The 26,865-nt window shown below is 63.6% G+C and carries 21 protein-coding genes, 1 tRNA gene, 1 pseudogene and 1 riboswitch; of the genes and pseudogenes, 19 read left to right on the plus strand and 4 right to left on the minus strand.

The window, feature by feature from the left end; genetic code table 11:
- From J1C48_RS16015 to J1C48_RS16040, 6 genes and pseudogenes are all read left to right on the plus strand, one after another.
- A pseudogene (locus J1C48_RS16015) lies at positions 1–95 on the plus strand (IS3 family transposase); the annotation flags it as partial.
- A gap of 304 nt (positions 96–399) precedes the next feature.
- Positions 400–621 (plus strand): helix-turn-helix transcriptional regulator, encoded by a 222-nt coding sequence (locus J1C48_RS16020; protein ID WP_207259011.1) that lies wholly within the window; start codon positions 400–402, stop codon positions 619–621.
- The gene (locus tag J1C48_RS16025) at positions 614–862 is read left to right on the plus strand and encodes a hypothetical protein (protein ID WP_207259097.1); all 249 of its coding nucleotides are present in this window, start codon (positions 614–616) and stop codon (positions 860–862) included. The genes J1C48_RS16020 and J1C48_RS16025 overlap by 8 nt, the downstream gene beginning before the upstream one ends.
- A 46-nt stretch (positions 863–908) precedes the next feature.
- Positions 909–1,199 carry a type II toxin-antitoxin system TacA family antitoxin gene (locus J1C48_RS16030; RefSeq protein ID WP_231081842.1) on the plus strand — a complete coding sequence of 97 codons (291 nt, stop codon included), beginning with the start codon at positions 909–911 and terminating at the stop codon, positions 1,197–1,199.
- Positions 1,196–1,711 carry a GNAT family N-acetyltransferase gene (locus tag J1C48_RS16035; protein WP_207259013.1) on the plus strand — a complete coding sequence of 172 codons (516 nt, stop codon included), beginning with the start codon at positions 1,196–1,198 and terminating at the stop codon, positions 1,709–1,711. The genes J1C48_RS16030 and J1C48_RS16035 overlap by 4 nt, the downstream gene beginning before the upstream one ends.
- Positions 1,708–3,366, plus strand: a complete 1,659-nt coding sequence (locus J1C48_RS16040) for a recombinase family protein (RefSeq protein WP_231081844.1) — start codon at positions 1,708–1,710, stop codon at positions 3,364–3,366. Before J1C48_RS16035 ends, J1C48_RS16040 begins: the two co-directional genes overlap by 4 nt.
- On the opposite strand, the gene J1C48_RS16045 is transcribed toward J1C48_RS16040, so the two are convergent.
- The 4 genes from J1C48_RS16045 to J1C48_RS16060 form a co-directional block, all read right to left on the minus strand.
- A tRNA-Ser gene (locus J1C48_RS16045) sits at positions 3,328–3,417 on the minus strand. The two genes, J1C48_RS16040 and J1C48_RS16045, sit on opposite strands and share 39 nt — an antisense overlap.
- Positions 3,418–3,751: 334 nt before the next feature.
- Entirely contained in the window at positions 3,752–4,384 is a 633-nt protein-coding gene (locus J1C48_RS16050; protein WP_207259014.1) for a glutathione S-transferase family protein, read from the minus strand.
- Between the two features lie 96 nt (positions 4,385–4,480).
- The gene (gene gltB / locus J1C48_RS16055; protein WP_231081855.1) at positions 4,481–9,139 is read right to left on the minus strand and encodes a glutamate synthase large subunit; all 4,659 of its coding nucleotides are present in this window, start codon (positions 9,137–9,139) and stop codon (positions 4,481–4,483) included.
- Between the two features lie 594 nt (positions 9,140–9,733).
- A complete protein-coding gene (locus tag J1C48_RS16060) occupies positions 9,734–9,889 on the minus strand; it encodes a hypothetical protein (RefSeq protein WP_207259016.1) in 156 nt (51 codons plus the stop codon).
- A gap of 9 nt (positions 9,890–9,898) precedes the next feature.
- Here J1C48_RS16060 and J1C48_RS16065 point away from each other — a divergent pair, with 9 nt between their 5' ends.
- The 13 genes from J1C48_RS16065 to J1C48_RS16125 all read left to right on the plus strand — a co-directional run bounded on the left by J1C48_RS16065 (position 9,899) and on the right by J1C48_RS16125 (position 26,806).
- The gene (locus J1C48_RS16065; protein ID WP_207259017.1) at positions 9,899–10,225 is read left to right on the plus strand and encodes a hypothetical protein; all 327 of its coding nucleotides are present in this window, start codon (positions 9,899–9,901) and stop codon (positions 10,223–10,225) included.
- A 168-nt stretch (positions 10,226–10,393) separates the two neighbouring features.
- On the plus strand, positions 10,394–10,711 hold the full coding sequence (locus J1C48_RS16070; RefSeq protein WP_207259018.1) for a hypothetical protein: 318 nt from the start codon (positions 10,394–10,396) through the stop codon (positions 10,709–10,711).
- 389 nt (positions 10,712–11,100) lie between these two features.
- Entirely contained in the window at positions 11,101–12,150 is a 1,050-nt protein-coding gene (locus tag J1C48_RS16075) for a threonine aldolase family protein (protein ID WP_207259019.1), read from the plus strand.
- Positions 12,151–12,496: 346 nt separating this feature from the next.
- Positions 12,497–12,721, plus strand: coding sequence for a ribosome modulation factor (locus J1C48_RS16080; protein ID WP_207259020.1), 225 nt, complete (start codon positions 12,497–12,499; stop codon positions 12,719–12,721).
- 261 nt (positions 12,722–12,982) lie between these two features.
- On the plus strand, positions 12,983–14,413 hold the full coding sequence (locus J1C48_RS16085; protein ID WP_231081845.1) for a glutamine synthetase family protein: 1,431 nt from the start codon (positions 12,983–12,985) through the stop codon (positions 14,411–14,413).
- A 4-nt stretch (positions 14,414–14,417) separates the two neighbouring features.
- On the plus strand, positions 14,418–15,701 hold the full coding sequence (locus tag J1C48_RS16090) for an NAD(P)/FAD-dependent oxidoreductase (RefSeq protein WP_207259022.1): 1,284 nt from the start codon (positions 14,418–14,420) through the stop codon (positions 15,699–15,701).
- A 414-nt stretch (positions 15,702–16,115) separates the two neighbouring features.
- Positions 16,116–16,799 (plus strand): biliverdin-producing heme oxygenase, encoded by a 684-nt coding sequence (locus J1C48_RS16095; RefSeq protein WP_207259023.1) that lies wholly within the window; start codon positions 16,116–16,118, stop codon positions 16,797–16,799.
- Entirely contained in the window at positions 16,796–19,399 is a 2,604-nt protein-coding gene (locus tag J1C48_RS16100) for an HWE histidine kinase domain-containing protein (RefSeq protein ID WP_207259024.1), read from the plus strand. The genes J1C48_RS16095 and J1C48_RS16100 overlap by 4 nt, the downstream gene beginning before the upstream one ends.
- A 303-nt stretch (positions 19,400–19,702) precedes the next feature.
- Positions 19,703–21,181 (plus strand): glucose-6-phosphate dehydrogenase, encoded by a 1,479-nt coding sequence (gene zwf, locus J1C48_RS16105; protein ID WP_207259025.1) that lies wholly within the window; start codon positions 19,703–19,705, stop codon positions 21,179–21,181.
- 24 nt (positions 21,182–21,205) lie between these two features.
- The gene (pgl, locus tag J1C48_RS16110; protein ID WP_207259026.1) at positions 21,206–21,910 is read left to right on the plus strand and encodes a 6-phosphogluconolactonase; all 705 of its coding nucleotides are present in this window, start codon (positions 21,206–21,208) and stop codon (positions 21,908–21,910) included.
- Between the two features lie 137 nt (positions 21,911–22,047).
- Complete coding sequence (edd, locus tag J1C48_RS16115) at positions 22,048–23,865, plus strand: phosphogluconate dehydratase (RefSeq protein ID WP_207259027.1); 1,818 nt, start codon at positions 22,048–22,050, stop codon at positions 23,863–23,865.
- A 62-nt stretch (positions 23,866–23,927) separates the two neighbouring features.
- Positions 23,928–24,027, plus strand: a riboswitch (TPP riboswitch).
- Between the two features lie 52 nt (positions 24,028–24,079).
- Positions 24,080–25,120 (plus strand): thiamine ABC transporter substrate binding subunit, encoded by a 1,041-nt coding sequence (thiB, locus tag J1C48_RS16120; protein WP_207259028.1) that lies wholly within the window; start codon positions 24,080–24,082, stop codon positions 25,118–25,120.
- A 60-nt stretch (positions 25,121–25,180) separates the two neighbouring features.
- Complete coding sequence (locus J1C48_RS16125) at positions 25,181–26,806, plus strand: thiamine/thiamine pyrophosphate ABC transporter permease ThiP (RefSeq protein ID WP_207259029.1); 1,626 nt, start codon at positions 25,181–25,183, stop codon at positions 26,804–26,806.
- The last annotated feature ends 59 nt before the right edge of the window (positions 26,807–26,865 follow it).

The following is a 26,865-nucleotide window of genomic DNA, read 5'->3' on the forward strand; positions in this document are numbered from 1 at the left end:
ATTACATCGAGCGCTTCTACAATCCCCAGCGACGGCACTCGACATTGGGCTATATGAGCCCCGTCGAGTTCGAGGAGAAAGCTATGTTAGCTTAACTGCGTGTCCGAAAAACCGGCAGCAGCTCACGCCCCACTCCTTGTAGCGCAGTTGCTCATCGATTTCGGACCACGTTACCCATTCGCCATCATCGTAGAACGCGCGGTCTGACCAGTCGACTTCCTCCATCTTTTTACCTCTCTTACGTCTCACCTGCAAAATATCGGATATTAGAACCATCCTTTTTACCGCCGATTATTCGCTGTAGTACGACAACGCCTAATACTCTCTTGTGCAACGCTAATTTCTTCTTCTGTCTGGTTCAGCAACATCCAATAATCACCAGCAGGAGGCACCTCAGCCATGCATCAGCCAGACCGTATCATCCGCATGAAGACCGTCCTTGCGCGGACCGGTCTCTCCCGCTCGACCATCTACCGCAAGATCGCCGAGGGAACGTTCCCGGCCAAACTCAGGATCAGCACCAACGGCACCGGCTGGCATGAGTCCGATATCAACCGCTGGATCGAAAACCCCGTCGCGTGGCGCAAGAAGACCTACAACGCGTTCGACTTCGATGACTGACGATCCCGGAAACGGTGCGTCCCGCGTCCGGCGCGTCAGGCCGCCCACGGCATCGGAGCAGCTTGAAGCCTTGCTCGGCTACCGCGTCCCCATGGGCCGACCGCCCAAATACGACATGTCCACCTGGACCGTCACCGATGACTGGCCCGACTCCGTACCGGTCACCGACGCCGAGATCGCCGTGTTCGAGCAGTGGTTCGGCGATTTCTTCGATGAACTCTTCGGTTCATCCGACACTTGATGAATCCGGCAATATGCCGTATATAATCAAACAAAGGAGTTCAGCCATGCCCAGACCAGCAAGCGAAGTCGAAACCGCCCGCCTTGAGGCGCGCGTCCCTGTCAACGTTTATGAGCAGATGCAGCGCGCCGCACGGCTGCGCGGCATGACGCTGACCGGCTATCTCCTTGCGACAGCAGGCGAGGATGCGCGCCGCACGGTCGAGGAAGCCGACGTGTTGCGTCTGGCTGCCGAGGACCAGATGCGCTTTGCCAAGGCGCTGATCGACCCACCCGCGCCGAACGCCCGTCTCGCCCGTGCCGCCAAGCGCCATGCCGACCTGATCGCGCCCCGGTGAGTGCAAGGTTTGCGATAGAGGCTCTGACCAAGGCCCATCAACGAAAGACGTTCTCGTGTGGCAACGAGCGGATAGACCGCTATTTCCGCGAGACGGTGACGCAGGACATGAAGCGCCGATATGCGACCTGCTTTGTCGCCCGAGACCTTGAGGCGGAGCGGATCGCAGGCTTCTACACGCTTTCATCGAGCAACGTGCCGCTGACCGCTGTCCCCGAACCGCTGGCGGGCCGGTTGCCGCGCTATCCGACCGTCCCGGCCGTGTTGATCGGCTGGCTTGGCCGCGATCAGTCCTATGCCGGGCTTGGTCTCGGCGAGGCGCTTCTGTTCGACGCTATCAAGACCGTCGCCGAAGCGCCGATAGGCGCTCACGCCATATTCGCCGACGCCATCGACGGGAAGGCCGCAGCCTTCTATGCGGCCTTCGGATTCACGCCACTGACTGACCGGCCCAACACCCTCTATCTGCCTGTTGCTACCGCACAGCACCTTTTGTCGGGAGAAACGTCATGACAACTTCAAGCAATGGCGTTTCTCAGCCTCAGGTTATGCAGCGCGCCGCGCTCTATCTCCGCGTCTCGACGGCGCGGCAGGCCGAGCACGATGTCTCGATCCCCGACCAGAAGCGGCAGGGCGAAGCCTATTGCGCCGCGCGTGGCTATCAGCTTGTCGAAACCTTCGTGGAGCCGGGCGCATCGGCCACCAATGACCGCCGCCCGGAGTTCCAGCGCCTGATCGAGGCGGGAACGTCCAAGCCCGCGCCCTTCGATATCGTCGTGGTTCATTCGTTCAGCCGCTTCTTCCGCGATCACTTCGAGCTTGAGTTCTATGTCAGGAAGCTGGCGAAGAACGGCGTCAAGCTCGTCTCCATCACGCAGGAAATGGGCGACGATCCCATGCACGTCATGATGCGGCAGATCATGGCCCTGTTCGATGAATATCAGTCCAAGGAAAACGCCAAGCATGTGATGCGGGCCTTGAAGGAGAACGCCCGCCAAGGCTTTTGGAACGGCTCGCTTCCCCCTATCGGCTACCGTGTGGTCGCCGCCGAGCAGCGCGGAGCCAAGACCAAGAAGAAGCTGGAGATCGACCCGCTCCACGCCGACACCGTGCGGCTGATCTACCGCCTTGCGTTGGAGGGCGACGGCACCACAGGCCAGATGGGCGTCAAGAACATCGTCTCCTACCTCAACAAGCGCCGCATCTTCACTCGCGACGGCGGGCGCTGGGGCATCGGTCAGGTGCACCGCATTCTCACCCGCCGCACCTATATGGGCGAGCATGAGTTCAACAAGCGGACCAAGACCAAGGAACTGAAACCCGTCAGCGAGATCGTGACGGTTCCGGTCCCGCCGATCATCGACACGGAGACGTTCGACGCCGTGCAGGCCCGCCTCAAGGCGCGCAATCCCAAGGTCATGCCCGCCCGCGTCATCAGCGGCCCGACCATGCTGACCGGGCTTATCCATTGCGCCAAATGCGGAGGAGCCATGACCATCCGCACCGGCAAGGGCGGGCGCTATCGCTACTATGCCTGCTCCATGAGGGCGCGGCAGGGGCCGACCACCTGCACCGGCATGGCCGTGCCGATGGAGAAGCTGGACGATCTGGTCGCCGATCACCTTGAGCAGCAGCTTCTCCAGCCCGAGCGGCTGGAAACCATCCTCGCCAGCGTGCTCGACCGGCGGCAGGAGCAGTCCGAGCGCCGCCGCGAGCATATCGCCGAACTCAACAAGCGCGCCGCCGAATCGGAATTGCGCCTCAAGCGCCTCTACGACGCCATAGAGGCAGGCGTGGCCGACATCGACGATCCGGCCCTGAAAGACCGCATCGACGGTCTCAAGGCCATCCGCGATCAGGCGAAGGTCGATTCCGACCGGGCGCAGGCCATGCTCGACAACTCTGGCTCCAAGGCCGTCACCCCGCAGATGGTTCGGGCTTTCGCCAGCACCGCCCGCCAGCGCATCCGTTTCGAAGGCGGCGGCTACCGCCGCGACCACCTGCGCGCGCTCGCACAGCGCGTCGAGGTCGCCGAGGGCGAGGTTCGTATCATGGGATCGAAGTCCCGGCTGCTACAGGCGCTTACCGGGAAAAATAGCGTAAATTCAGTGCCCACTCAGGGACTGAAGTGGCGGAGAGGGGGGGATTCGAACCCCCGATACCCGTGAAGGTATGCCGCATTTCGAGTGCGGTGCATTCGACCACTCTGCCACCTCTCCATCGGGGCCAAGGCAACCGGTGGTTCGCAGGGCGAAACGGCGGTCGACCGGGTCGATTGCCGTCATGACGATGTCACGCAACCGACCATCGCCGGGACGAGGGTCGAACGTCACCGGCGCGACGGTCTCTTATCAAAGCCCGCCTCTGCGTGACAAGGCGAAAGACGGGCCTCGGCCAAGATTTCTTGCAAATGGCGCCGCACAGGCCCGTGCCAGAGCATCACGCCTCCGCGGCCGTCGTGCCGCGTTGCGGCTCGCCGTCATCGGCGCATCCGAGACCGGCGACGCGGCGGCCGGAACGTCGTTGCCGCAGGTCTTTGCCGCATCACCGGCGTCATCCCGGTTGTGTCGTCGTGAAGCTCGGGCGCTGAGAGATCGTTTCCCACCAAGGTGAAAACCCGTCGATCTCTTGAAATTCGGGAAGATGCGGCGTCTTGGCGACATAGGCCATCAGCGGCGCGAGATAGAGGTCGGCGACGGACATCTCGGCACCTGCCAGCCAAGGCGCATCGCCCTTGATCGCCATCAGCTCGGTCACGACCTTGCGGCCATTCTTCAGCCCCTCTTCGTGCTTGGTCTCGTCCTTGCCGCCGACGAAATCGGGAAACAGATGATAGGCGGCAATGCCGGCGACGATCGGTCCGTAGCCGTAGGAACCGATGATGTTGGTCACCATGTCCATCTTCGCCCGCGCCCTCGGATCGGACGGAATCAGCGATGGCCCCGGCAAGACGGTGTCGAGATACTGGCAGATGGCCGCCGTCTCAATGACCCGAACATCGCCGTGATCAAGCACCGGCACCTTGCCGAATGGGTGGCGCTTCAGATGGTCGGCGCTTTTCGGCTCGCCGTTTAACACGTTGACAGGCACCTGCTCGTAGGCGGTGACGCCCTTTTCGGCGAGCAGCATCTTGACGGTGCGCACATAGGTGGAGCCGTCGAAGCCCCAAAGCGTGATGTCGGCCATGGCGGTATCTCTTTCCGGTCGAAGTGGTGATCGGGCGCCGCATGGCGCCCGCCTTGTCCTCGACCGAGATAGAGGCCGTTCAACCCGGCAAAAGCGTCATTCCGCCGCAACGCCCATGCGCATGCGCTCCATTTCCCGCAGGGCCCGGCGATATTCGACCGGCATCACCTTCACGAAGCGCGGGCGATACTGCTCCCAATTGTCCAGCATCTCCTTGGCCCGGGTCGAGCCGGTGTAGTGGAAATGGTTGGAGATCAGCTGGAACAGCCGCTCGTCGTCGTGGCGGGTCATGTCCGAGGAGACGTCGACCCGGCCCTTGTGCTGCAGATCGCCGCCGTGGTGGTGCAGCTTTTCGAGGAGGTCGTCCTCCTCCGGCACCGGCTCCAGATCGACCATCGCCATATTGCAGCGTTCGGCAAAATCGCCGAGTTCGTCATAGACATAGGCGACGCCGCCCGACATGCCGGCCGCGAAGTTGCGGCCGGTCTGGCCGAGAATGACGACGACGCCGCCGGTCATATATTCGCAGCCGTGATCGCCGGCGCCCTCGACGACAGCAACGGCGCCCGAATTGCGCACCGCGAAGCGCTCACCGGCGACACCCCGGAAATAGCACTCGCCGGCGATCGCGCCGTAAAGCACCGTGTTGCCGACGATGATCGAGTCTTCCGGCACGATCCGGCTGTCCGGCATCGGTTTGACGATCAGCTTGCCACCGGACAGGCCCTTGCCGACATAGTCATTGCCCTCGCCGGTCAGTTCGAAGGTGACGCCCCGAGCCAGGAAGGCGCCAAAACTCTGGCCGGCGGTGCCCGTCAGCTTGACGTTGATGGTGTCGTCCCGCAGCCCCTTGTGACCGAAGCGCTTGGCGACCGCGCCCGACAGCATGGCGCCGGCCGAGCGGTCGACATTGGTGATCGGCGTTTCGATCTCGACCCTCTGGCGGGCGGTCAGCGCCGGCTCGGCCTCGGCGATCAGCTTCCGGTCGAGAACCTCGTCGATCGGATGCTGCTGAAGCTCCGTCCAGCGCAGCTTCTCCGGCGATCCTTGTGGCTTGAAGAACACGCCGGTGAAATCCAGGCCATTGGCCTTCCAGTGGTCGATCAGCGCCTTCTTGTCGAGCAGCTGGGTCTCGCCGATCAGTTCCGACAGATGGGTCACGCCCAGCGAGGCCATGATCTGACGGACTTCTTCGGCGACATAGAAGAAGAAGTTGATGACGTGTTCCGGCGTGCCCTTGAAGCGCTTGCGCAGCACCGGATCCTGGGTGGCCACGCCCACCGGGCAGGTGTTCAGGTGGCACTTGCGCATCATGATGCAGCCGGCGGCGATGAGCGGTGCCGTGGCGAAGCCAAACTCGTCGGCGCCGAGCAGCGCGCCGATCACGACGTCCCGGCCGGTCTTCAGCCCGCCGTCGACCTGCAGGCAGACGCGCGAGCGCAAACCGTTCAGCACCAGCGTCTGCTGGGTTTCGGCGAGGCCCATTTCCCACGGGCTGCCGGCATGCTTGATCGAGGTCAGCGGCGAGGCACCGGTGCCGCCGTCATAGCCGGCGACGATGATATGATCCGCCCGGGCCTTGGCCACGCCCGCGGCAACCGTGCCGACGCCGACCTCGGAGACCAGCTTGACCGAGATGTCGGCCGCCGGGTTGACGTTCTTCAGATCGTAGATCAGCTGCGCCAGATCCTCGATCGAATAGATGTCATGGTGCGGCGGCGGCGAAATCAGGCCGACGCCCGGCGTCGAATGCCGCGTCTTGGCGATGGTCGCGTCGACCTTGTGACCGGGCAGCTGGCCGCCCTCGCCGGGCTTGGCGCCCTGGGCGACCTTGATCTGCAGCATGTCGGCATTGACGAGATATTCGGTCGTCACGCCGAAGCGGCCGGAGGCGATCTGCTTGATCGCCGAACGCTCGGGATTCGCCGTCCCGTCGCGCAGCGGCAGGAAGCGATCCGACTCCTCGCCGCCCTCGCCGGTGTTCGACTTGCCGCCGATGGCGTTCATCGCCCGCGCCAAGGTGGTGTGCGCTTCCCGCGAGATCGAGCCGAAGGACATCGCGCCGGTGCAGAACCTCTTGACGATCTCCTTGGCCGGCTCGACCGCGTCGAGCGGCACCGGCTGGCGGCCCACCTCCTCGGCCGACTTGATGCGGAACAGGCCACGGATCGTCGAGGTCTCGACCGAGGCCTCGTTCACCATCTTGGCGTAGTCTTCATACTTGTCGAAGGAGCCGGTGCGCACGGCGTGCTGCAGAGTGGCGATCGCGTCCGGCGACCACATGTGGCTCTCGCCGCGCATGCGGTAGACATATTCGCCGCCGACCGCCAGCGAGCGCTTGAGCACGGGATCATCGGAAAAGGCCAGCGTGTGCCGCTCGGCGCTTTCGCGGGCGATCTCGTCGAGCCCGACGCCCTCGATGGTCGTTGCCGTGCCGGTGAAGAAATGCGCGACGAAGTCGGACTTCAGCCCGACGATGTCGAAGATCTGCGCGCCGCAATAGGATTGATAGGTCGAGATGCCCATCTTGGACATGACCTTCAGAATGCCCTTGCCGATCGACTTGATGTAGCGGGTCACCACTTCATGGGCGTCGACCTCCGGCGGGAAGTCGCCGCGCCGGTGCATCTCGATCAGCGTATCGAAGGCGAGATAGGGGTTGATCGCTTCCGCGCCGTAGCCGGCAAGGCAGGCGAAGTGATGCACCTCGCGCGGCTCACCGGATTCGACGACGAGACCGGCGGCGGTTCTCAGCCCCTTGCGGATCAAATGGTGATGCACCGCCGCGCAGGCGAGCAGCGCCGGGATCGGCAGCCGATCGGCGCCGACCTGCCGATCCGACAGAATGATGATGTTGTAGCCGCCGACGACCGCCGCCTCGGCCCGCTCGCACAGCCGATCCAACGCGCCCGCCATGCCCGCCGCGCCCTGTTCGGACGGATAGGTCATGTCGATCGTCTTGGTGTCGAAGCGATCCTCGGTGTGACCGATGTTGCGGATCTTTTCGAGATCGCCATTGGTCAGGATCGGCTGGCGCACCTCAAGCCGCTTTTTGCGGGAAGAGCCTTCGAGATCGAAGATGTTCGGCCGCGGCCCGATGAAGGAGACGAGGCTCATCACCAATTCCTCGCGGATCGGATCGATCGGCGGGTTGGTAACCTGGGCGAAGTTCTGCTTGAAATAGGTGTAGAGCAGCTTCGAGTTCTTCGACATCGCCGAGATCGGCGTGTCGGTGCCCATCGAGCCAATCGCTTCCTGACCGGTGGTGGCCATCGGCGCCATCAGCGTGCGGGTGTCCTCGATGGTGTAGCCGAAGGCCTGCTGGCGATCGAGCAACGAGACGTCCGAGCGCGAGGCCCGGGGCGCCACGGGCTTCAGATCCTCCAGGATGATCTGGGTGTTCTTCAGCCAGTCGCGATAGGGGTTGGCCGCGGCGATCTCGCGCTTGATCTCCTCATCGTCGACGATCCGACCCTTTTCAAGGTCGATCAGCAGCATGCGGCCGGGCTGCAGCCGCCACTTCTTGACGATCTTGGTCTCGTCGACGGCAAGCGTGCCGGCCTCCGACGCCATGATGACCAGGTCGTCGTCGGTGACGACATAGCGGGCCGGGCGAAGGCCGTTGCGATCAAGCGTCGCGCCGATCTGCGAACCATTGGTGAAGGCGACCGCCGCCGGGCCGTCCCAGGGCTCCATCAGCGCCGCGTGATACTCGTAGAAAGCCTTGGTTTCGTTGGCCATCTGCTTGTTACCGGCCCAGGCTTCCGGGATCAGCATCATCATCGCATGGGTCATCGAGTAGCCACCCTCGACGAGGAATTCGAGCGCGTTGTCGAAGCAGGCGGTATCCGACTGGCCTTCGTAGGAGATCGGCCAAAGCTTGGAGATGTCATTGCCGTACAGCTCGGAATCGACCGAGGCCTGGCGGGCGGCCATCCAGTTGACGTTGCCGCGCAGCGTGTTGATCTCGCCGTTATGGGCGACCATCCGATAGGGATGGGCAAGCTTCCAAGACGGGAAGGTGTTGGTCGAAAAACGCTGGTGGACGAGGGCGAGCGCCGATTCAAAGCGCTCGTCCTTCAGATCCTTGTAATAGGCCCCGAGCTGATAGGAAAGGAACATCCCCTTATAGACGATGGTCTTGGTCGACAGCGACACGACGTAAAAGCCGATGTCCTCGCCGTTGGTCTCGGCCTGGATCCGGTTGGAGACGACCTTGCGCAGGATGAAGAGGCGACGCTCAAAATCCTCCTGATCCGCCATCGAGGCCGACCGGCCGATGAAGATCTGCCGATGCACCGGCTCGGTGGCGACGATGTCCGGCGCCTTGGAAAGGGACTCGTTCGAGACCGGCACGTCGCGCCAACCGAGCACCGTCTGCCCCTCTTCGCGCACCACCTCCTCGAACACCGCTTCGATATGGGCTCGCTGGTCAGCGTCCTGCGGCATGAAGATATGGCCGACACCGTAATGACCGGGCTCAGGCAATGTGACGCCTTGCGACGCCATCTCCTCGACAAAGAAGCGATGGGGAACCTGGACGAGCATGCCCGCACCGTCGCCCATCAGCGGATCCGCGCCGACCGCGCCACGATGAGTCAGGTTCTCGACGATCTCGATGCCTTTCTCGACGATCGCGTGGGACTTGACGTTCTTCATATGCGCGATGAAGCCGACGCCGCAGGCATCGTGCTCGTTGCGCGGGTCGTAGAGGCCGATCTTTTTCGGCAAGCCGATCCGGTGAGGCGCAGCCATTTCGGCCGCAGCTTTGGCGTCAGATGGCGTCCGCTCGCGGGTCGCATTCGTCATCGTGTCGTCTCCCCATCGGTGCGTCGGCGCCATTTGGCCGCGCAAATTCGACCCGCTGCACGTCCGAAAGACGCGCTGAATGCGCGCGCCTATGCCGGATTGCCGGATCCATTCTTTTCGAGTTGGCCTTGTGCCATACTCGGCTCTGTCAGGATAGAACCTGTCGCGCCACGGGCGCGGAGCCCATTTCTTCATGCTCTGGCCGCTGCATTTATGGCAGCACCACTGTCCTATCCGTGGCAATATGGCAGAAGTCGCAAGGCGGGGCAAGATGGCCGGTCACAGGCACATCGGCGCAGGCTGTAACACCCGGCAACACGCGAATGCCAAGATCGTGATTGAGCGTCGCGGATCTGTCATCATCCGCTTTAAAGCTCATGGAATTCAAGCGTTCCCGGAGAATGGCCAGCCGCGACGCTGCCGTTTTTGGCACGGGTCACGCGGTGCCACAGTCGATTTTTTCGTCGAACGAAGGACCGCCCGCGAGCGCACCGTTTCATCGATTCCGCGACGCCCCGTTCAACGGAGATCAATCATGCGTCACGCAACGCTCAACATCGCCATCGCCGACGCGACCGCCACGACCCGCGCTCCCGCCTTCGCCCACGACACCAGCTCGACCATGAGCGGCATGGGCTCAATGGGCGCAATGGGCACCATGGGCTCCCGAACGATGCCATCGGACACCATGGTCATGCGCCGTCCATGGCACCCGAAACGATGGCGATACACGCGGGCTCGACGGCGATGATGCAGGGCGACGAGATCGTGGTAATCATGTCCGATGGCCACACCGGCAATGCAACGGTGTCGCACCAAGCGCTCAGTCATATGATGACGCAGGCCAAACCCATCAAGCACTGCCTGTTGGTCGCGATCGGCGAACAGGGGCCAGGCCGTCATGCTCGATGCGACGTCGGATCAAGCGATGCAGGCGTGCGAGACAATTGCCAAGTGAGGGCCGTATCTGGCGATGAGATCGCGACGCCGCGCCACGTCTCTCGAAGCGCAGACACGCAAGCGCGGCAGTGATCTCTTGATACTGGCCAAATAAAATACTGAATGCACCTTCGTGATAAATTTCTGGTTGTATTTTGCACGTTTAAATTTTAGCTTTTTCATGTCGGTGACCCATGATCGGGATGTCCGACACCCCCTAAAAACGAGGAAACTCCTATGAGATCATATTTCTACCTTGCCATGTTCAGCGCCGCTGCCGTTTGTCTCGTCGGTGGCCCGGCCCTGGCCGACTCCGTCGATGCGATCGTCGATACTGTCGTTGATGCAGGCGGCACGACAGTGCCGCTGAAGACCGAAAAGTCTGTCGGCTTCAAACCCGCCGGTAACACGATCGTCGTCAAGGTTGCCGGCTACACTTGCAAAATGGGCTCTTCGACACTGGGCTCTGTCCCGTCGGGCTGCAATTATTCGCTCGACCTCACGTCTTCGCCGCCCAAGATCATGGCAAAACAGGCCCCTGGCGCCTGCATGAATATCACGCCGTCATGCAGCCAGTGATTTAACGCGATACAGCATCGAATAGAGGCTGATCGGGCAAGACTGCCTTGCAGTCGGCCCGGTCAGCCCCGCCGACCGACAAACTCCACCGAACGATCCGCGCCCCCAGAGCCTTCGTGACGCCTCTCTCGCCGGACAGATATATTCATCCTGGGTGCGGATGGATCGACACGCGATGGGAGAGGCGGATCGACCGACGAGTTCGCGACGGCTTGATCGCTCGTTCGCGCTCCGCAACTGGTCCCATCACCGTCATTGAACGCAGGGCCGCCCCCTCAAAAAGTCCACCGGTCGTGGCGTCGCCGCAGTGGGCCGAGAGTTTGGCACAGTGCCAATTCAATCGGACCGCTCGCTTGCCCTTCGCGCCGGCGCGAGCTACGCCTCGACGCATGATCTTCGCATCCGACAACTGGTCCGGCGCCCATCCCGCCGTCAACGCGGCTCTTGCTCGTCATGGCGAAGGCATGGCCGAGGCCTATGGCGCCAGCGATCTCGACAAAAAGGTCGAAGCCCGGTTCAATGACATTTTCGAGCGCGAGGTCGCGGTGTTCTTCGTCGGCACCGGCACGGCGGCGAACTCCCTCGCTCTTGCTTCGGTCAAGCGGCCGGGCGGCGTGGTGCTGTGCCACCGCGAGGCGCATATTCTGGAAGACGAATGCGGCGCGCCGGAATTCTTCACCCATGGTGCCCGCATGGCGGCGGTCGACGGGCCGAACGGGCTGATCGATCCGCAAAATCTCCTGCATGAACTCGCCCGCTTCAAACCCGGCCGCGTCCATGCCGGCCAGCCGATGGCGATCTCAATCAGCCAGCCGAGCGAGGCCGGCACGGTCTATTCCACCGACGCGATCGAGAGGTTTGCAGCCATCGCCCACGATCGCGGGCTGACGCTGCATATGGATGGCGCGCGCTTTGCCAATGCGCTGGTCGCGACCGGCCTGACGCCGGCCGAAATGACCTGGAAGCGCGGCGTCGACATCCTCTCCTTCGGCGCGACCAAGAACGGCTGCTGGTGCGCCGAGGCGATTGTCGTCTTCGATCCGGCCAAGGCGGAGCAGTTTCCCTATATCCGCAAGCGTGGCGCTCAGCTGTTCTCCAAGACCCGCTTCGTCGCCGCCCAGTTCATGGCCTATTTCGACGGCGGCTTGTGGCTCGATCTCGCCGGCCACGCGAACCGCATGGCGGACCAGCTGCGCCAAGCGCTGGCCGAGAGCAACGCCGCCCGCGAGGCGTGGGAGACGAACTGCAACGAGATTTTTGCCGTGCTGCCGTCGGATCTGGCCGCCCGCATGCGCGAGGCGGGCGCGGTCTTTTACGACTGGAACAAGCCCCACGCGATGCCCGATCTCGTCGGCGAGGGCGAAACCCTGGTCCGGCTCGTCACCAGCTGGTCGAACAGCGACGACGACGTGGCGCAGTTCGCCAGCTTCCTGCGCTGAATCGAGCCGCCTGCGCCTTCCGATCTCGCCGAGCCGGCTGTGGAGCGGCACCGATCACTTTTGATCGCCGCAGTTGATTTTTCGGCGGGCGCGACCCCAAATCTTCTTTCAGCGAAGGCGACTTTTCGAGTGCCGCGCCTTCGACAGCGGCGCCCACCACCCGTCTTCGCGTTGAAAGAGCCGTCGGCATGCCGGCCTCGCAGGCCGCCACGATCGCGTCAGTTCCCATGGCGGCAAGACAGTGATCCGGCGACCGGAGCGATCGACAGAGTTCCGTCTTCGACGCGTTGCGAGGCGTATTGACGCAAAGGCAAGAACCGCCGGCGCCGAATATGGGAGAAGACCAATGATCACGGATGCCCATCAGCAGGGCCGGCTGGCCTTTGCCAAAAACCACCCGATGTCCGCTTGTGATTATCCCCAAGGCTCGGATCTTCGAGCCCAATGGATGGACGGCTGGACCGAGGCGCGCAACGCCGCGCCGCAAGCGGGCAGCGCCCCGCGTCCCGGCCTGATGCGCGACGCCCGCCGCGCCGGCCGCATCGATCACCCAACAGCGCACGAATCCTGACCGTGAAGCCGGCATCACCCCTCAGCCGTGCGGCGAGGTCGATGCCTTGCCGCACGGCGTTTGCGCGCACTGCCGCATCGCTCTTTCCACACCTCACGCGTGCCTATATCCTGCGCGGGCGCCCCCAACAGGCCCTCCAGTCAGGCTTCCATGTCCGCACCGAAGAAACCGAAATCATCACGTCCGCTCACCCCGGAACGGATCGATCCGCGCCGCCGGCCATCCGGCAGCCACGAGGCCAGCACGATCAAGGGCGCCCCGATGTCCGTCAAGCGTGACCTCGCCAAGCTGAAGCTCTCCGCCGAAGAAACCCGCGCCTTCCTGGAATCCAAGCGTGGCGTGCGTTCGATGGACGAAGCGCGCGAATGGCTGCAGTTTCGCGGCATCGACGATCTCGAATGCATCACCCCTGATCTCGCGGGCGTGGCGCGCGGCAAGATGATGCCGGCCAAGAAATTTGCCGACAACACCTCGCTCGCCCTCCCCTCCGCACTGTTCATGCACACCATCTCCGGCGAGTATCCGGAGGAGAGCGGTGACTTCCGCTATTCGCCGAACGACGGCGATCTGAAGCTGGTGCCTGATCTGTCGACGCTGTCGCTGGTGCCTTGGGAGAACGATCCGACGGCACAGGTGATCTGCGATCTCGTCGATCACTCCGGATCCGCCGTCGGCTATACCCCCCGCAATGTTTTGAAGCGCGTTCTGGCGCTCTACGAAAATCAGGGCTGGAAACCGGTCGTCGCGCCGGAAATCGAATTCTATCTGGTCTCCAAGAATGTCGATCCGGACTATCCGCTGGTGCCACCGATCGGCCGCTCCGGCCGGCAGATCCAGTCCGGCCAGTCCTATTCGATCGGCGGAGTCAACGAGTTCGACGAGCTGATCGACGACATCTACGACTTCTCCGATGCCCAAGGGCTCGAAATCGATACGCTGATCCACGAGGAAGGCGCTGCCCAGCTCGAGATCAACCTGCGCCACGGCGATCCGCTGGAGCTGGCCGACCAGGTGTTCATGTTCAAGCGCACGATCCGCGAAGCGGCGCTCGGCCAGGACATCTATGCCACCTTCATGGCCAAGCCGATCCAGGGCCAGCCGGGCTCGGCCATGCACATCCACCAGTCGGTGACCGAGGCAACCAGCGGCCGCAACGTGTTTTCCAACGAGGACGGCACCGCCTCGGAGCTTTTCTACCACTTCATCGGCGGCATGCAGCGCTACGTGCCGAAGGCGCTGTTGATGATGGCGCCTTACGTCAATTCCTATCGCCGCCTGACCTATGGCATGGCCGCGCCGACCAACACCGCCTGGGGGTTCGACAATCGCACCACGGCGTTCCGCGTGCCGACGTCCGATCCGGCGGGAAGGCGGGTGGAAAACCGGCTGCCTTCTTCCGACGCCAATCCCTATCTTGCCATCGCCGCCTCGCTGGCCTGTGGCTATCTCGGCATGGTGAAGGCCCTCAAACCCGACGAGCCAACCGATCAGACGGTCAATGAGGACGGCGGGATCGCCCTGCCGCGGGGTCTCCTCGAAGCGCTGGCGGTCTTCGAGACTGAGGAAGACTTTCACGACGTCTTCAGCCGGGAATTCGTCGGCACCTATGCCGGCGTGAAACGCGGCGAGCACGAGACCTTCATGCAGGTGATCAGTCCCTGGGAGCGCGAATTCCTTCTGCTGCAGGTCTGACCGCATGAAGGATCATCTTTCACCGATTGCGCCCGGCCGATCCTATTATCAGGACACGGTCGAACGGCCGTGCTTTCCGCGTCTCGATGGCGGGCTGAAGGTCGATGTTCTGATCGTGGGCGGGGGTTTTACCGGCCTGTCCGCGGCAATCCATCTGGCGAGAAGCGGGGTCGACGTCGCCGTGGTGGAAGCGCACCGTTTCGGCGACGGAGCATCCGGCCGCAACGGCGGACAAATGGGCACCGGCCAGCGGATCTGGCCTGGAGAGGTCGAGGCGCTTTACGGCTTCGAGCGCTCCAAGGCGCTGTTCGACCTCGCCGAGGAGGCCAAGACCCATCTGTTCGAGTTCATCGAGGCCAACGGCATCGACGCCGATCTGCGGATGGGGCAGCTCTCGCTCGCCCACAAACGCTCCTATCTGCCCGAATATCGCGGCCAGGTGGAGTCGCTGACGAGCCGCTACGGCTATCACGGCGTCAGCTATATGGACCGCGAGGAGACCGCCGAGCGAATCGGCTCGAACCGCTTCTTCGGCGGCATCCGCGACACCGGCACCGGCCACGTCAATCCGTTAAAGCTGGTTGTCGGCCTCGCCAAGGTGGCGGCGACAAGCGGTGCCAAGCTGTTCGAGGAGACCAAGGTGCTCGCCGCCCGCCGCACGGACGGGCGCATCGTTGCCGTGACCGAGACCGGCGAGATCACGGCCGAACGGTTGCTCTATGCCGTCAACGCCTACGGCCCCGGCCTCAGCGCGGCGATTGACGCGCGGGTGATGCCGATCAACTCCTTCATCGGCGCGACCGAGCCGTTGCCGGAGAGCGCCGGCGTCCTGCCCGGCGGCGAAGCTTGCGACGACTCCCGCTTCGTCGTGCGCTATTTCCGCAAGAGCGTCGACAACCGCCTGCTGTTCGGCGGCCGAGAAGCCTACACCTCTGCCGCGGGCGACATCACCCGCCACATCCGCAAGCAGATCGCCGAGGTCTACCCGCAATTGAAGGGCGTCGGGATGACCCATGCCTGGGGCGGTTCGGTGGGCATCACCATGCAGCGGCTGCCCTTCGTGCGCACGTTGGAGCCGGGCATCACGACGATCGGCGGCTTTTCGGGCCACGGGGTGATGCTGGCGAACTTCGCCGGGCGGCTCTATGCCGAACGCGTTGCCGGCAATCGCGATCGTCTCGCCGAATTCGAGGCACTGCAGATCCCGAACTTTCCGGGCGGCAGCCGCATGCGCGCGCCACTCTTGTTCCTCGCCATGACCTGGTTTTCGCTACGCGACCGGTTCTGACCGGACCAAGGTCCGCGATTGCACAAGGCAAACCCGGCCGTTCCCCCGGCAACCGGGTGTTCATGCTACAGGCATCGAAACCGTTGCAAATGGATCTGCCGTTTCCAACAATGATGGGGGAAAAGTTGACCAATTTGGATCATGGGTTTGCCGCCTCAACATCATGGGCGTCTTTGCAAAAAAAATTCTGATCACGGCTTAACAAATTTAGATTTTATCGCATCTTTCTTGGGCTAAAACTTAAGAACTCTGGTCGCCGGTGCCCAGAGATTCGTTCGTAGGGAGCTGCCCGTCTGTGGCCGTGATGAAGGATCCGACAGTGCCCCGTGATCTGCGCCTTATGCGCACACGGAGCCTCGTCCCGGGTGGATTGCCTCTTGCAAGTCCATGGGATCAAACGCATCTCAAAACACCATGACCGATTCTTCGATCCCACAAAACGCTTTCGATCCAAGGCTTGCGGCTCCCGAAAAAGAGACCAGTCTGCGCGATTTTCTGCGACAGCAGACCCGTGACAGCCATACGAGTCTCGATCGCCGCTTGGCGTCGATCGGCAACGGCGAGATGAAAATAGATGATTATTACAACTTCATACTGATGAATCTAGCCGCCTATCGCGCTCTGGAAACATTTTTAAGTCAGTATATGCATAACACAACCGATTTGTTCTTCGTCTGGCTGCGCGGCAATCGCCACCACCTGGAAATCGACGCGGCGGCAATGGCCTTACCCGCGATCGAGACACCAACCTTTTCGATGCCAAGCTTCGGCACGCCGGAACAGGCTGGCCTTGCCTATGTGCTCGAAGGCGCCAGAGCTGGCGCACGCTTCGTCCATCGTCAGCTGCAGAAGTCCGAGTTCTTCGTGCCCTCCACCAAGCTTTCTGCCGAGTTCCTCGCCGGTGCTTTCGATCGCGATCACGAATCGCACAGCTTCGCTCGCCTTGCGCCGGACATCATTGGCGATCGGGCCTCTACGCGCGCCTTAACCGCGGCCCTTTCAACATTTACGCTGTTTTCACACGCCCTGGATCAGGCGCTCGGGCGACGGGCCGATCACGTCGTCGACACGGACGCTCCGCTGGAGATCTGTCAATGACAACGCCACTTGCCATCTCCGATCAGCTCGACTTGTCGAACTGCGACCGCGAGCCGATCCATCTGCTTGGACAGATCCAGCACTTCGGCTATCTCGTCGCGGTCTCCATGGATTGGATTGTTCAGCACGTCTCGGCGAATATCGAGGAGCTGTTTGGCCGCCAGCCCGACGACATGCTGGGATGCCCGCTCGCCGAAATCTTGCCTGACGGTTCGCTGCATCTCATTCGCGGCAAGCTGCAGCTGATCGCGCCGAATGAAGGCTGCGAACGGGTTTTCAGCATCGATTTTTTCGGCGACGGTCGCTACTTCGACATTGCCGTGCACATCTCCAACACCTCGATCGTCATCGAACTCGAGCGCTCCGAGAGCAATGCCGCAAGCAACGGCAATCCCGGCATGCTTCTCAAAGCGATGGTCGCACGCATTCAGCGCTGCGACTTCACCACGGCGGTGTTTCGCGAGTGCGTGCGACAGCTGCGCGCGGTCACCGGCTTCGACCGGGTCATGCTCTACCGCTTCGCCGAGAGCGGCTCGGGCGCAGTCGTCGCCGAGTCGCTCAATCGCAATCTCGAGCCGTTCCTTGGCCTGAACTATCCGGCGACGGACATCCCGCGCCAGGCCCGCCAGCTCTATTTGCGCAACCGTATCCGGATCATCGCCGATGTCGACAGCCAGAATATTGACATCGTTCCCCAGACCGATCCGAGCGGGGCGCCACTCGACTTGTCGCTGTCCGTCACGCGTGCAGTCTCGCCGATCCATGTCGAATATCTGAAGAACATGGGGGTCCATGCCTCCCTGTCGATTTCGGTGGTGATCGACGACAAACTGTGGGGCCTGTTCGCGCTGCACAACTACACGCCGCGGCTGCTGAGCATGGAAATGCGCAGCACGATGGAGCTGTTCGGCGAAATGGCCTCGCTGATCATCGAAGGCCGGCTCGGCAAGGAAACCCGCCGGGTCGAGGAAGAGGCACGCGACCTCAACGACCGGGTCGTGGCCAAGCTGATCTCGACCTCACCGACGATGGCCGAGCTGATCGACTTTGCCGAGGATTTTCGCGAACTCATCCCCTGCGACGGCTTCGCGGTCTGGGCCAAGGACGTTGTGCGCACGGTCGGTCAATGTCCGTTCCCGGACGACATGCCGGGTCTGGCACGGTTCCTCAACCGCGCCGCATCGAGCCGCGTCTATGCGACCGACGAGCTGTCCTCGGTCTATCCGAAGGCCGCCGAATTCGTCGACCGGGCGGCGGGGCTGCTCGCCATTCCGATCTCCCGGGCGCCGCGTGATTATCTGCTCTTCTTCCGCAAGGAGATCGTCGAGACCGTGACCTGGGCCGGCCGGCCGGACGAAAAGCCGGTCGAATTCGGACCAAACGGGCCGCGGCTGACACCGCGCAAGAGCTTCGAAGCATGGCAGGAGACCGTGCGCGGCAAATGCCGACCCTGGTCCCCCGCCAGGTTGAAGGCCGCCGAGGCGCTGCGGGTCTCGATCCTGGAAGTGCTGCTGCGCTTCAACGAGGAGACCGAACGCCAGCAGAAGCTCGCGAGCCAGCATCAGGAACTTCTGATCGCCGAGCTCAACCATCGCGTTCGCAATATTTTGAGCCTGATGCGCGCCCTGGTCGTGCAGAGTCGGGCGAGTGCCGAGAGCGTCGACGACTTCTCAACGATCATCGGCGGTCGCATCCAGGCCCTCGCCCGCGCCCACGACCAGATCACCGACGACAACTACAAGGCCCAGAGCCTGCGCGCGATCATGCAGACCGAGATCGAGGCCTATATCGGCCCGAAAGCGTCCCGGGTGCATCTCGACGGGCCGGTCATCCTCGTCGAGGCCAAGGCCTTTTCAACGCTGGCTCTCGTGTTCCACGAAATGGTGACGAACTCCGCTAAATATGGCGCGCTGTCCGATTCACGCGGCAACGTCCGTGTCAGCTGGCGGATCGACGACAACGAGAATTGCGAAATCCTCTGGCGCGAAAGCGATGGTCCACCGGTCAAGCCGCCGAGCCGGCGCGGCTTCGGATCGACCATCATCGAACGCTCCATTCCCCATGATCTGGGCGGCGAAGTGTCGGTGGAATATCACCTCACGGGGCTCAAGGCCCGCTTCGTCCTGCCCTCACAGGTTTTTCAACTCAAGAGCGAGTTGGAGGCAAATATTGAGGAGACCGACTACGTGCACAAAGGTTATAAGGGCCAGGACGTCCTGCTACAGTCGAGACTTGCGGGCAAAACCGGACTGATCCTCGAAGACAACATGATTATCTCCCTCGACGCCGAGCAGATGCTGCTCGAAAAGGGAGCGAAGGACGTGATCACGGCGATGAGCGTTTCCGAGGCGAAGCGCATCGTCGACCGCCATACGATCGACATTGCGCTGCTTGACGTCAATCTCGGCAACGAGACCAGCTTCTCGCTGGTGCCGGCGCTCGAAGCCAAGGCGATCCCTTATGTCTTTGTGACCGGCTACGGCGAGAAGCTCGAATTGCCGGATCACGTCGATCCGCGCACCGAGGCGGTCAAAAAGCCGTTTGCGACCGAGCAGTTGGTCGCGGCACTGGACCGCGCGCTGGCGCGGCGCGAAGGTTGATCACCAAGACGCCGCCAAGCTCTGCGATAATTTTGAGAGCGGCGTGTCGACCGCGGTTGTATTTCCCATCGCTGCAATGAATGCCTACAGAGCGCCGTGCGCCCGACAGAACACACAACGAACGCACTATCGCGGTGAGAGACTGCACAGCGCTTTGTCGCCGCGATCCGGCGACGCGCCGGTGGTATTTTTTACCGGCACTGGAAAAATTCAATCGATTAGATTAGAGGCTCGGCCAAGGGGCGCTGCTACGGTCGGCGGTCGGCCTTAATCGCAGCGTCCATCGCGGTCAGGAAGAGTTCGATGTCCAGCCAAATCATTCCCGTCGATCCGTTTGACTACGTCGTCTTCGGCGGCAACGGCGATCTTGCCGAACGCAAATTGCTTCCGGCGCTCTATCATCGCGACCGCGATGGCCAAATCCCGGCCGAATCCCGGATCATCGGCGCCTCGCGCAGCGACCTGTCCGACGAATCCTTCCGGCAATTCGCTGCGGAGGCGCTGACCAAGCACGTCAAGCCAGAGGACATCCACCAGACCTCCCTCGACCGCTTTCTCTCACGGCTTCACTACCGCACCGTCGAGGCCCAATCCGATGCAGGCTGGGACGAGCTGCGCGCGCTTCTCGACGAGGCCGGCCAGGAGCGGATCCGCGCCTTTTATCTCGCCGTCGGTCCCTCGCTGTTCGGACCGATCGCCGAGCGGATCAGCGGCAAGGGCTTGGCCAACGAGCATGCCCGGCTGGTCGTCGAAAAGCCGGTCGGCCGCGACCTCGAATCGGCCCATGTGCTGAACGAGATGATCGGCCAGCATTTTCGCGAAGAGCAGATCTTCCGCATCGACCATTATCTCGGCAAGGAGACGGTGCAAAATCTGATGGCGCTGCGCTTTGCCAACGCCCTTTACGAGCCGATCTGGAATTCCACTCACATCGACCACGTGCAGATCACCGTCGGCGAGTCGGTCGGGCTTGAAGGCCGCGCGGGCTATTACGATAAGGCCGGCGCCCTGCGTGACATGGTGCAGAATCACATTCTGCAGCTGGTCTGTCTGGTGGCGCTCGAACCGCCCTCGGCGATGGACGCCGATGCGCTGCGCGACGAGAAGCTGAAGGTGCTGCGGGCACTGAAGCCGATCGACACCTCGAATGTCGAGAGCCTCATCGTGCGCGGCCAGTATAAGGCCGGCGCCTCGAGCGGCGCCGCGGTCAAGAGCTATGCCGACGATCTCGGCAGCCATGACAGCGACACCGAGACCTTCGTCGCGATCAAGGCGGAGATCGGCAATTGGCGCTGGGCGGGCGTGCCGTTCTATCTGCGCACCGGTAAGCGCTTGTCGGAGCGGATGTCGGAAATCGTCGTGACCTTCCGGCCGATCCCGCACAACATCTTCCAGAACGTTGCCGGCAACATCGTTCAGAACCAGCTGGTCATGCGGCTGCAGCCGAACGAAGGCGTCAAGCAGTGGCTGATGATCAAGGATCCCGGCCCCGGCGGCATGCGGTTGAAGCACGTGCCGCTCGACATGACCTTTGCTGAGTCCTTCATGACCCGCAATCCGGACGCCTATGAGCGCCTGCTGATGGATGTCATTCGCGGCAATCAGACGCTGTTCATGCGCCGCGACGAGGTCGAGGCGGCCTGGGAATGGATCGATCCGATCCTGAAAGCCTGGGACGAGAAGAGCGTTCGCCCCCAGGGCTACACCGCCGGCACCTGGGGACCGTCGTCCTCGGTCGCGCTGATCGAGCGCGACGGACGCACCTGGCACGAGCCGGACTGAGCCCCTGCAACGAAAGAGCTGATCATGGCCGAGCCGACCTTTCACCGCTACGCCAATCGCGAGGATCTCGCCGAAGCCCTGGCGACGGGCGTTGCGGCGGTGCTCGCCGGCGCGATCGCCACATCCGGGGCGGCGCGGCTGGCGGTGTCGGGCGGCTCGACGCCGAAGCGCTTCTTCGAGCGGCTTTCGGCGATCGGGCTCGACTGGCAGGAGGTGACGATCACGCTCGTCGACGAGCGTTGGGTCCCAGAGGAAAGCGCCCGCTCCAACGCCGCAATGCTGCGGCGCCATCTGTTGCAGGGGCCGGCCGCTGCCGCTCACTTCGTGCCCTTCTACGAGCCGAGTGCCAGGCCGGAAGAGGTGCATGAAACGCTGGAAGAGCGGTTCCAGCGGATCGGCCGCCGTTTCGACGTCGTGATCCTCGGTATGGGCACCGACGGCCACACCGCCTCCTGGTTCCCCAATGCACCCGGCTTGGCCGACTGTCTCGACCCGAAGGGCGACCTCTCGGTCGGCATCGTCCATCCAAAGGACATGGACGAGCCGCGGGTCACGCTGACCTTCCCGATGCTCGCCGATGCGCGGCTGCTTGCCCTGCATATCGAGGGCGAGGAAAAGCTTGCAACCTTCCAAGCCGCGCAGGCGGCTGGATCGGTTGAGGACATGCCGGTGCGCGCGATCCTGCGGGCCGACCGGCCGGAGCCTTTGAATATCTTCTGGGCGCCCTGATCATTCCTTTTGCGCGTGACGGCTCGCGGGCCGGGCCGCGTGCGCTAGTTTCGAACGTAAACGACGATTTTTGAGCCTTGGGCGTTAACGCCGTCCGGGCATTGTTATCACCACAGAATTTGACAAAGGGCAGCGCCATGAATGCCGACCGTCGCATCGAAGAGGTTACCGATCGCATCCGCGAGCGCTCCGCGCCGACCCGTGAGCCGTATCTCGCGCGCATCCGCGCCAAAGGCGCCGAGGGACCGAAGCGCTCGACGCTGACCTGCGGCAATCTCGCTCACGGCTTTGCCGCCTGCGGCCCCCTGGACAAGGAGCGCCTGTCCGGCGATCGCACGCCCAATCTCGGCATTATCACCGCCTATAACGACATGCTCTCGGCCCATCAGCCTTTCGAGCGCTTTCCCGAGCTGATCCGGCAGGCTGCCCGTGACGTCGGCGGCACTGCCCAAGTCGCCTCGGGCGTACCGGCCATGTGCGACGGCGTCACGCAAGGCCAGACCGGCATGGAGCTGTCGCTGTTTTCCCGCGACGTCATCGCCATGGCCGCTGCCGTCGGCCTTTCCCACGACATGTTCGATGCCGCCGTCTATCTCGGCGTCTGCGACAAGATCGTGCCGGGACTGGCGATCGCCGCCTTGACCTTCGGCCATCTGCCGGCGATCTTCGTTCCGGCCGGTCCCATGACCAGCGGTCTGCCCAACGACGAAAAGAGCCGGATCCGCCAGCTTTACGCCGAGGGCAAAGTCGGCCGCGACCAGCTGCTCGAAGCCGAGTCCCAGTCCTATCACGGCCCCGGCACCTGTACCTTCTACGGCACGGCGAACTCCAATCAGATGCTGATGGAGATCATGGGCTTGCACACGCCGGGCGCATCCTTCGTCAATCCGAACACGCCCTTGCGCGACGCCTTGACCAAGGAAGCAACGAAGCGGGCGCTGTCGATCACCGCGCTCGGCAACGAATACACCCCGGCCGGCCTTGTCGTCGACGAGCGGGCCGTCGTCAACGGCGTCGTTGGGCTGCATGCGACCGGCGGCTCGACGAATCACACCATGCATCTCGTCGCGATCGCGGCGGCGGCGGGCATCCAGCTCACCTGGGAGGACATTTCGGATCTTTCCGACGTCACGCCGCTGCTCGCCCGCGTCTATCCGAATGGCCTTGCCGACGTGAACCATTTCCAGGCCGCCGGCGGCATGGGCTTTTTGATCCGCGAGTTGCTCGATCGCGGTCTGTTGCACGAGGATGTTCGCACCGCCTGGGGGCGTGGTCTGCGCGCCTATGCGATCGAAGCGAAGCTCTCGGCCGATGGCGAGCAGGTGGTCCGCCGCGACGCGCCGCGCAAAAGCGGCGATCCGAAGGTGCTGACCACCGGCGACAAGCCGTTTTCGACCAATGGCGGTCTGAGAATGCTGCGGGGCAATCTCGGCAAAGCGGTGATCAAGGTCTCGGCGGTCAAGCCGGAGCGGCGGGTGGTCGAGGCCCCGGCGAAGATCTTTCACGATCAGAACGAATTGAAGGTCGCCTTCGACGCCGGCGAGCTCGATCGCGACTTCATCGCCGTGGTGCGGTTCCAAGGCCCGAAGTCGAACGGCATGCCGGAGTTGCACAAGCTGACACCGCTGCTCGGCGTGTTGCAGGATCGCGGCCATCAGGTCGCCCTCGTCACCGACGGCCGGATGTCCGGTGCCTCGGGCAAGGTGCCGGCGGCGATCCACGTCACCCCGGAAGCCAAGAGCGGTGGCCCGATCGCGCGGATAAAGGACGGCGACATGATCCGCCTCGACGGCGAGACGGGAACGCTGGAAGTGCTGGTCGACGCCGAGACGCTCGATCAGCGCACGCCGGCGACGCCGGATCTGTCCGCCAACGAGATCGGCCTCGGCCGCGAACTCTTCGCCGTCTTCCGCGCGGCGGTGGGAGACGCCGAAGCCGGTGCCAGCGTCTTTTAAGGCGCTGGCAGGCCAGCCCTTTGCCCTCTTGCAATCGCGGCCCCGGCCGCTACCTTGCGGCCGTAGCTCACACGGGGTGCCGAAGAGGCTGAGAGGCGAGCCGCCGACCCGTCGAACCTGATCCGGATCATGCCGGCGGAGGGATTGCGGGCGCGGGCGGGTCAGATCCGAGACGCGGCGCATGACATCCGTCGGCGAGATGAAAGTGCCGCCGATGTCTGCCAGCCGATCTGCCATTCGCACCGCCCTTGCCGGCGCGCTGGCGTGTCTCACCGCCCTTGTCCTTTCGAGCGCGGCAGCAAGCGCCGCCGACAGCGGCAAGCCGACCCTCACCGTCTACACCTATGACAGTTTCTCGGCCGATTGGGGCCCAGGGCCGAAGCTGAAGGCGGATTTCGAGGCGACCTGCGACTGCACCCTGGACTTCGTCGGCCTCGAAGACGGCGTCTCGATCCTCAACCGGCTGAAGCTGGAGGGTCCCTCGACCAAGGCGGATGTCGCCCTTGGGCTGACCACCGATCTCATTCCGGAAGCCAAGGCGACCGGCCTCTTCGCCAAGAGCGGCGTCGACACCGCGGCGCTGACGGTCCCGACCGGCTTTTCCGATCCGGTCTTCGTCCCCTATGATTATGCCTATCTCGCCGTCGTTTACGATACGAAAACCGTGAAGACGCCGCCGAAGAGCCTGGCGGATCTGATTGCCGGCGATCCCGCCCAAAAGCTCGCCATCGAGGATCCGCGCACCTCGACGCCGGGCCTCGGCCTGTTGCTCTGGATGAAGGCGGTCTATGGCGATCAGGCGGCTGAGAAGTGGACGGCGCTGAAGCCGCGCATCCTCACCGTCACCCCGGGCTGGAGCGAGGCCTACGGCCTGTTCACCAAGGGCGAAGTGCCGATGGTGCTGAGCTACACGACCTCGCCCGCCTATCACGAGGTCGAGGAAAAGACCGATCGCTATCAGGCGGCCGGCTTTGCCGAGGGCCAGTATCTGCAGATCGAGGTCGCCGCCGCGCTGAAGGGCAGCAAGCATCCGGAGCTGGCGAAAAAGTTCCTCGCCTTTGTGATCAGCCGGAAGGCCCAGGCGATCCTGCCGACCACCAACTGGACGCTGCCGGTGCGCGACGACGTCACGCTGCCGGACGAATTCTCGCATCTCGTGAAGGTCGACAAGCCGCTGCTGATCGATGCCGACACGGTCGCCAAGAACCGCCGCGCCTGGACCGACGAATGGCTGCAGGCCGTCGGCGCCCGATGATCGCGGAGCGAGGGCGGCCGACGGCGATCCGCGCCGTCAACCCTGCGGCGCGATGATTTGATGACCACCCGCACCGACCGCCGCATCCGGATCGGCCTCGGCATCGCCGCCGCGCTTCTCGCCCTTGGCTTTCTCATCGGCGGCGTCGCGGCGCTGTCGACGGTCGGCGGCGCGGTACCGGATCTCGCGGCGCTTCTCCACGATCCCTACATCCGCGCGATCCTCGGCTTCACCCTGCTGCAGGCAGGCCTGTCGACCGCGCTGTCGATCATCCTCGCGATCCCCTTTTCGCTCGCCCTGCATCGCAGCCGAATTTCGGGCAAGCGGCTGATCATGCGGCTGTTCCTGCTGCCGCAGGCGCTGCCGGTGCTGGTCGGCGCGCTGGCGGTGATCACCATCTGGGGCCAAAACGGCCTCGTCTCGCGCGGCCTGGCCGCCCTCGGCCTGCCGCGCCTCGACGTCTACGGCCTGACCGGCATCCTGATCGCCCACGTGTTCTTCAACATGCCTCTTGCCGCCCGGCTGGTCGTCGCCGGGCTCGACCGGGTGCCGGCGGAAAGCTGGAAGCTCGCCGGCCAGCTGGCGCTTTCGCCGCTCGCCGTCTTCCGGCTGATCGAATGGCCGGCGCTGCGGCGGGTTCTGCCGGGCGCCGCGGCGCTGATCTTCATGCTTTGCATTACCAGCTTCACCATCGTCCTGGTGCTCGGCGGCGGACCGGCCGCCACGACGCTGGAAATCGCGGTCTATCAGGCCCTGCGCTACGACTTCGATCCGGGCCGGGCGATCGGCCTGTCGGTGATCCAGATCGCGCTGACAACTCTCGTCCTCATCGCCGCGCTCCGGCTCGGCCGGGATCCGATGGGCGGTTTCGGCTTCGGCGCCAAGGCGCGACGCTTCGATTCGCCGAGCCCGACGCGCGCCGCGCTGGACGGGCTAATCGTCGTGATCGGCACGCTGTTTGTCGCCAGCCCCTTCGTCGCCATTCTCGTCTCCGGGCTCGCCGCCGATCTTGCACGGCTTGTCACCGAAGTCGCGGTCCGGCGAGCGGCACTGACGAGCCTTGCGGTTTCGCTCGCCGCCGCCACGCTGTCGCTTGTCGTTTCCATCCTCGTCCTGATGGCGATCGAGGCGCTGCGACCGGCGGGACGGGACAGTGCCGGCCGCCGTGCCACCCGGATCGGCCTTGAAACCGCGACCAGTCTCGTGCTCGTCGTCTCGCCGGTGATCATCGGCGCCGGCTGGTTTCTGCTGCTGCGCCAGGTGACCAACGTGCTCGCCGCCGCGCCTTATGTCGTGGTGGCGATCAATGCCGTCATGGCGATGCCGTTCATCGTGCGGATCGTCGGCCCGGCGCTGGCGGAAGCCCAGACGCACAATGGCCGGTTGGCCGAAAGCCTCGGCCTCACCGGACTGGCGCGGCTCGCCTTCGTCGACTTTCCAGCGATGCGTCAGCCCCTGGCGCTTGCCTTCGCCTTTGCCGCCGCCCTCTCCTTTGGCGATCTCGGCGCGATCGCGCTGTTCGGCTCGAACGATTTTTCCACCCTGCCCTATCTGCTGCTGCAGCGCATGGGCAGCTACCGCACCGCCGATGCGGCCGGCCTGGCGCTCATTCTCGGCGCGATCACCGTCGCCCTCATGGCGACCGTCGAGCGCGGCTTCACCGGCTCTCGGGAGAGGACAGCGTGACCCAAACCAACGCTGCCTTCGCACCGGATGCCCTGGTGGTCGACGGAGTCGAATTCGCC

The sequence above is a fragment of the Jiella flava genome (assembly GCF_017349315.1).
In the GTDB taxonomy this organism is placed as follows: domain Bacteria; phylum Pseudomonadota; class Alphaproteobacteria; order Rhizobiales; family Rhizobiaceae; genus Jiella; species Jiella flava.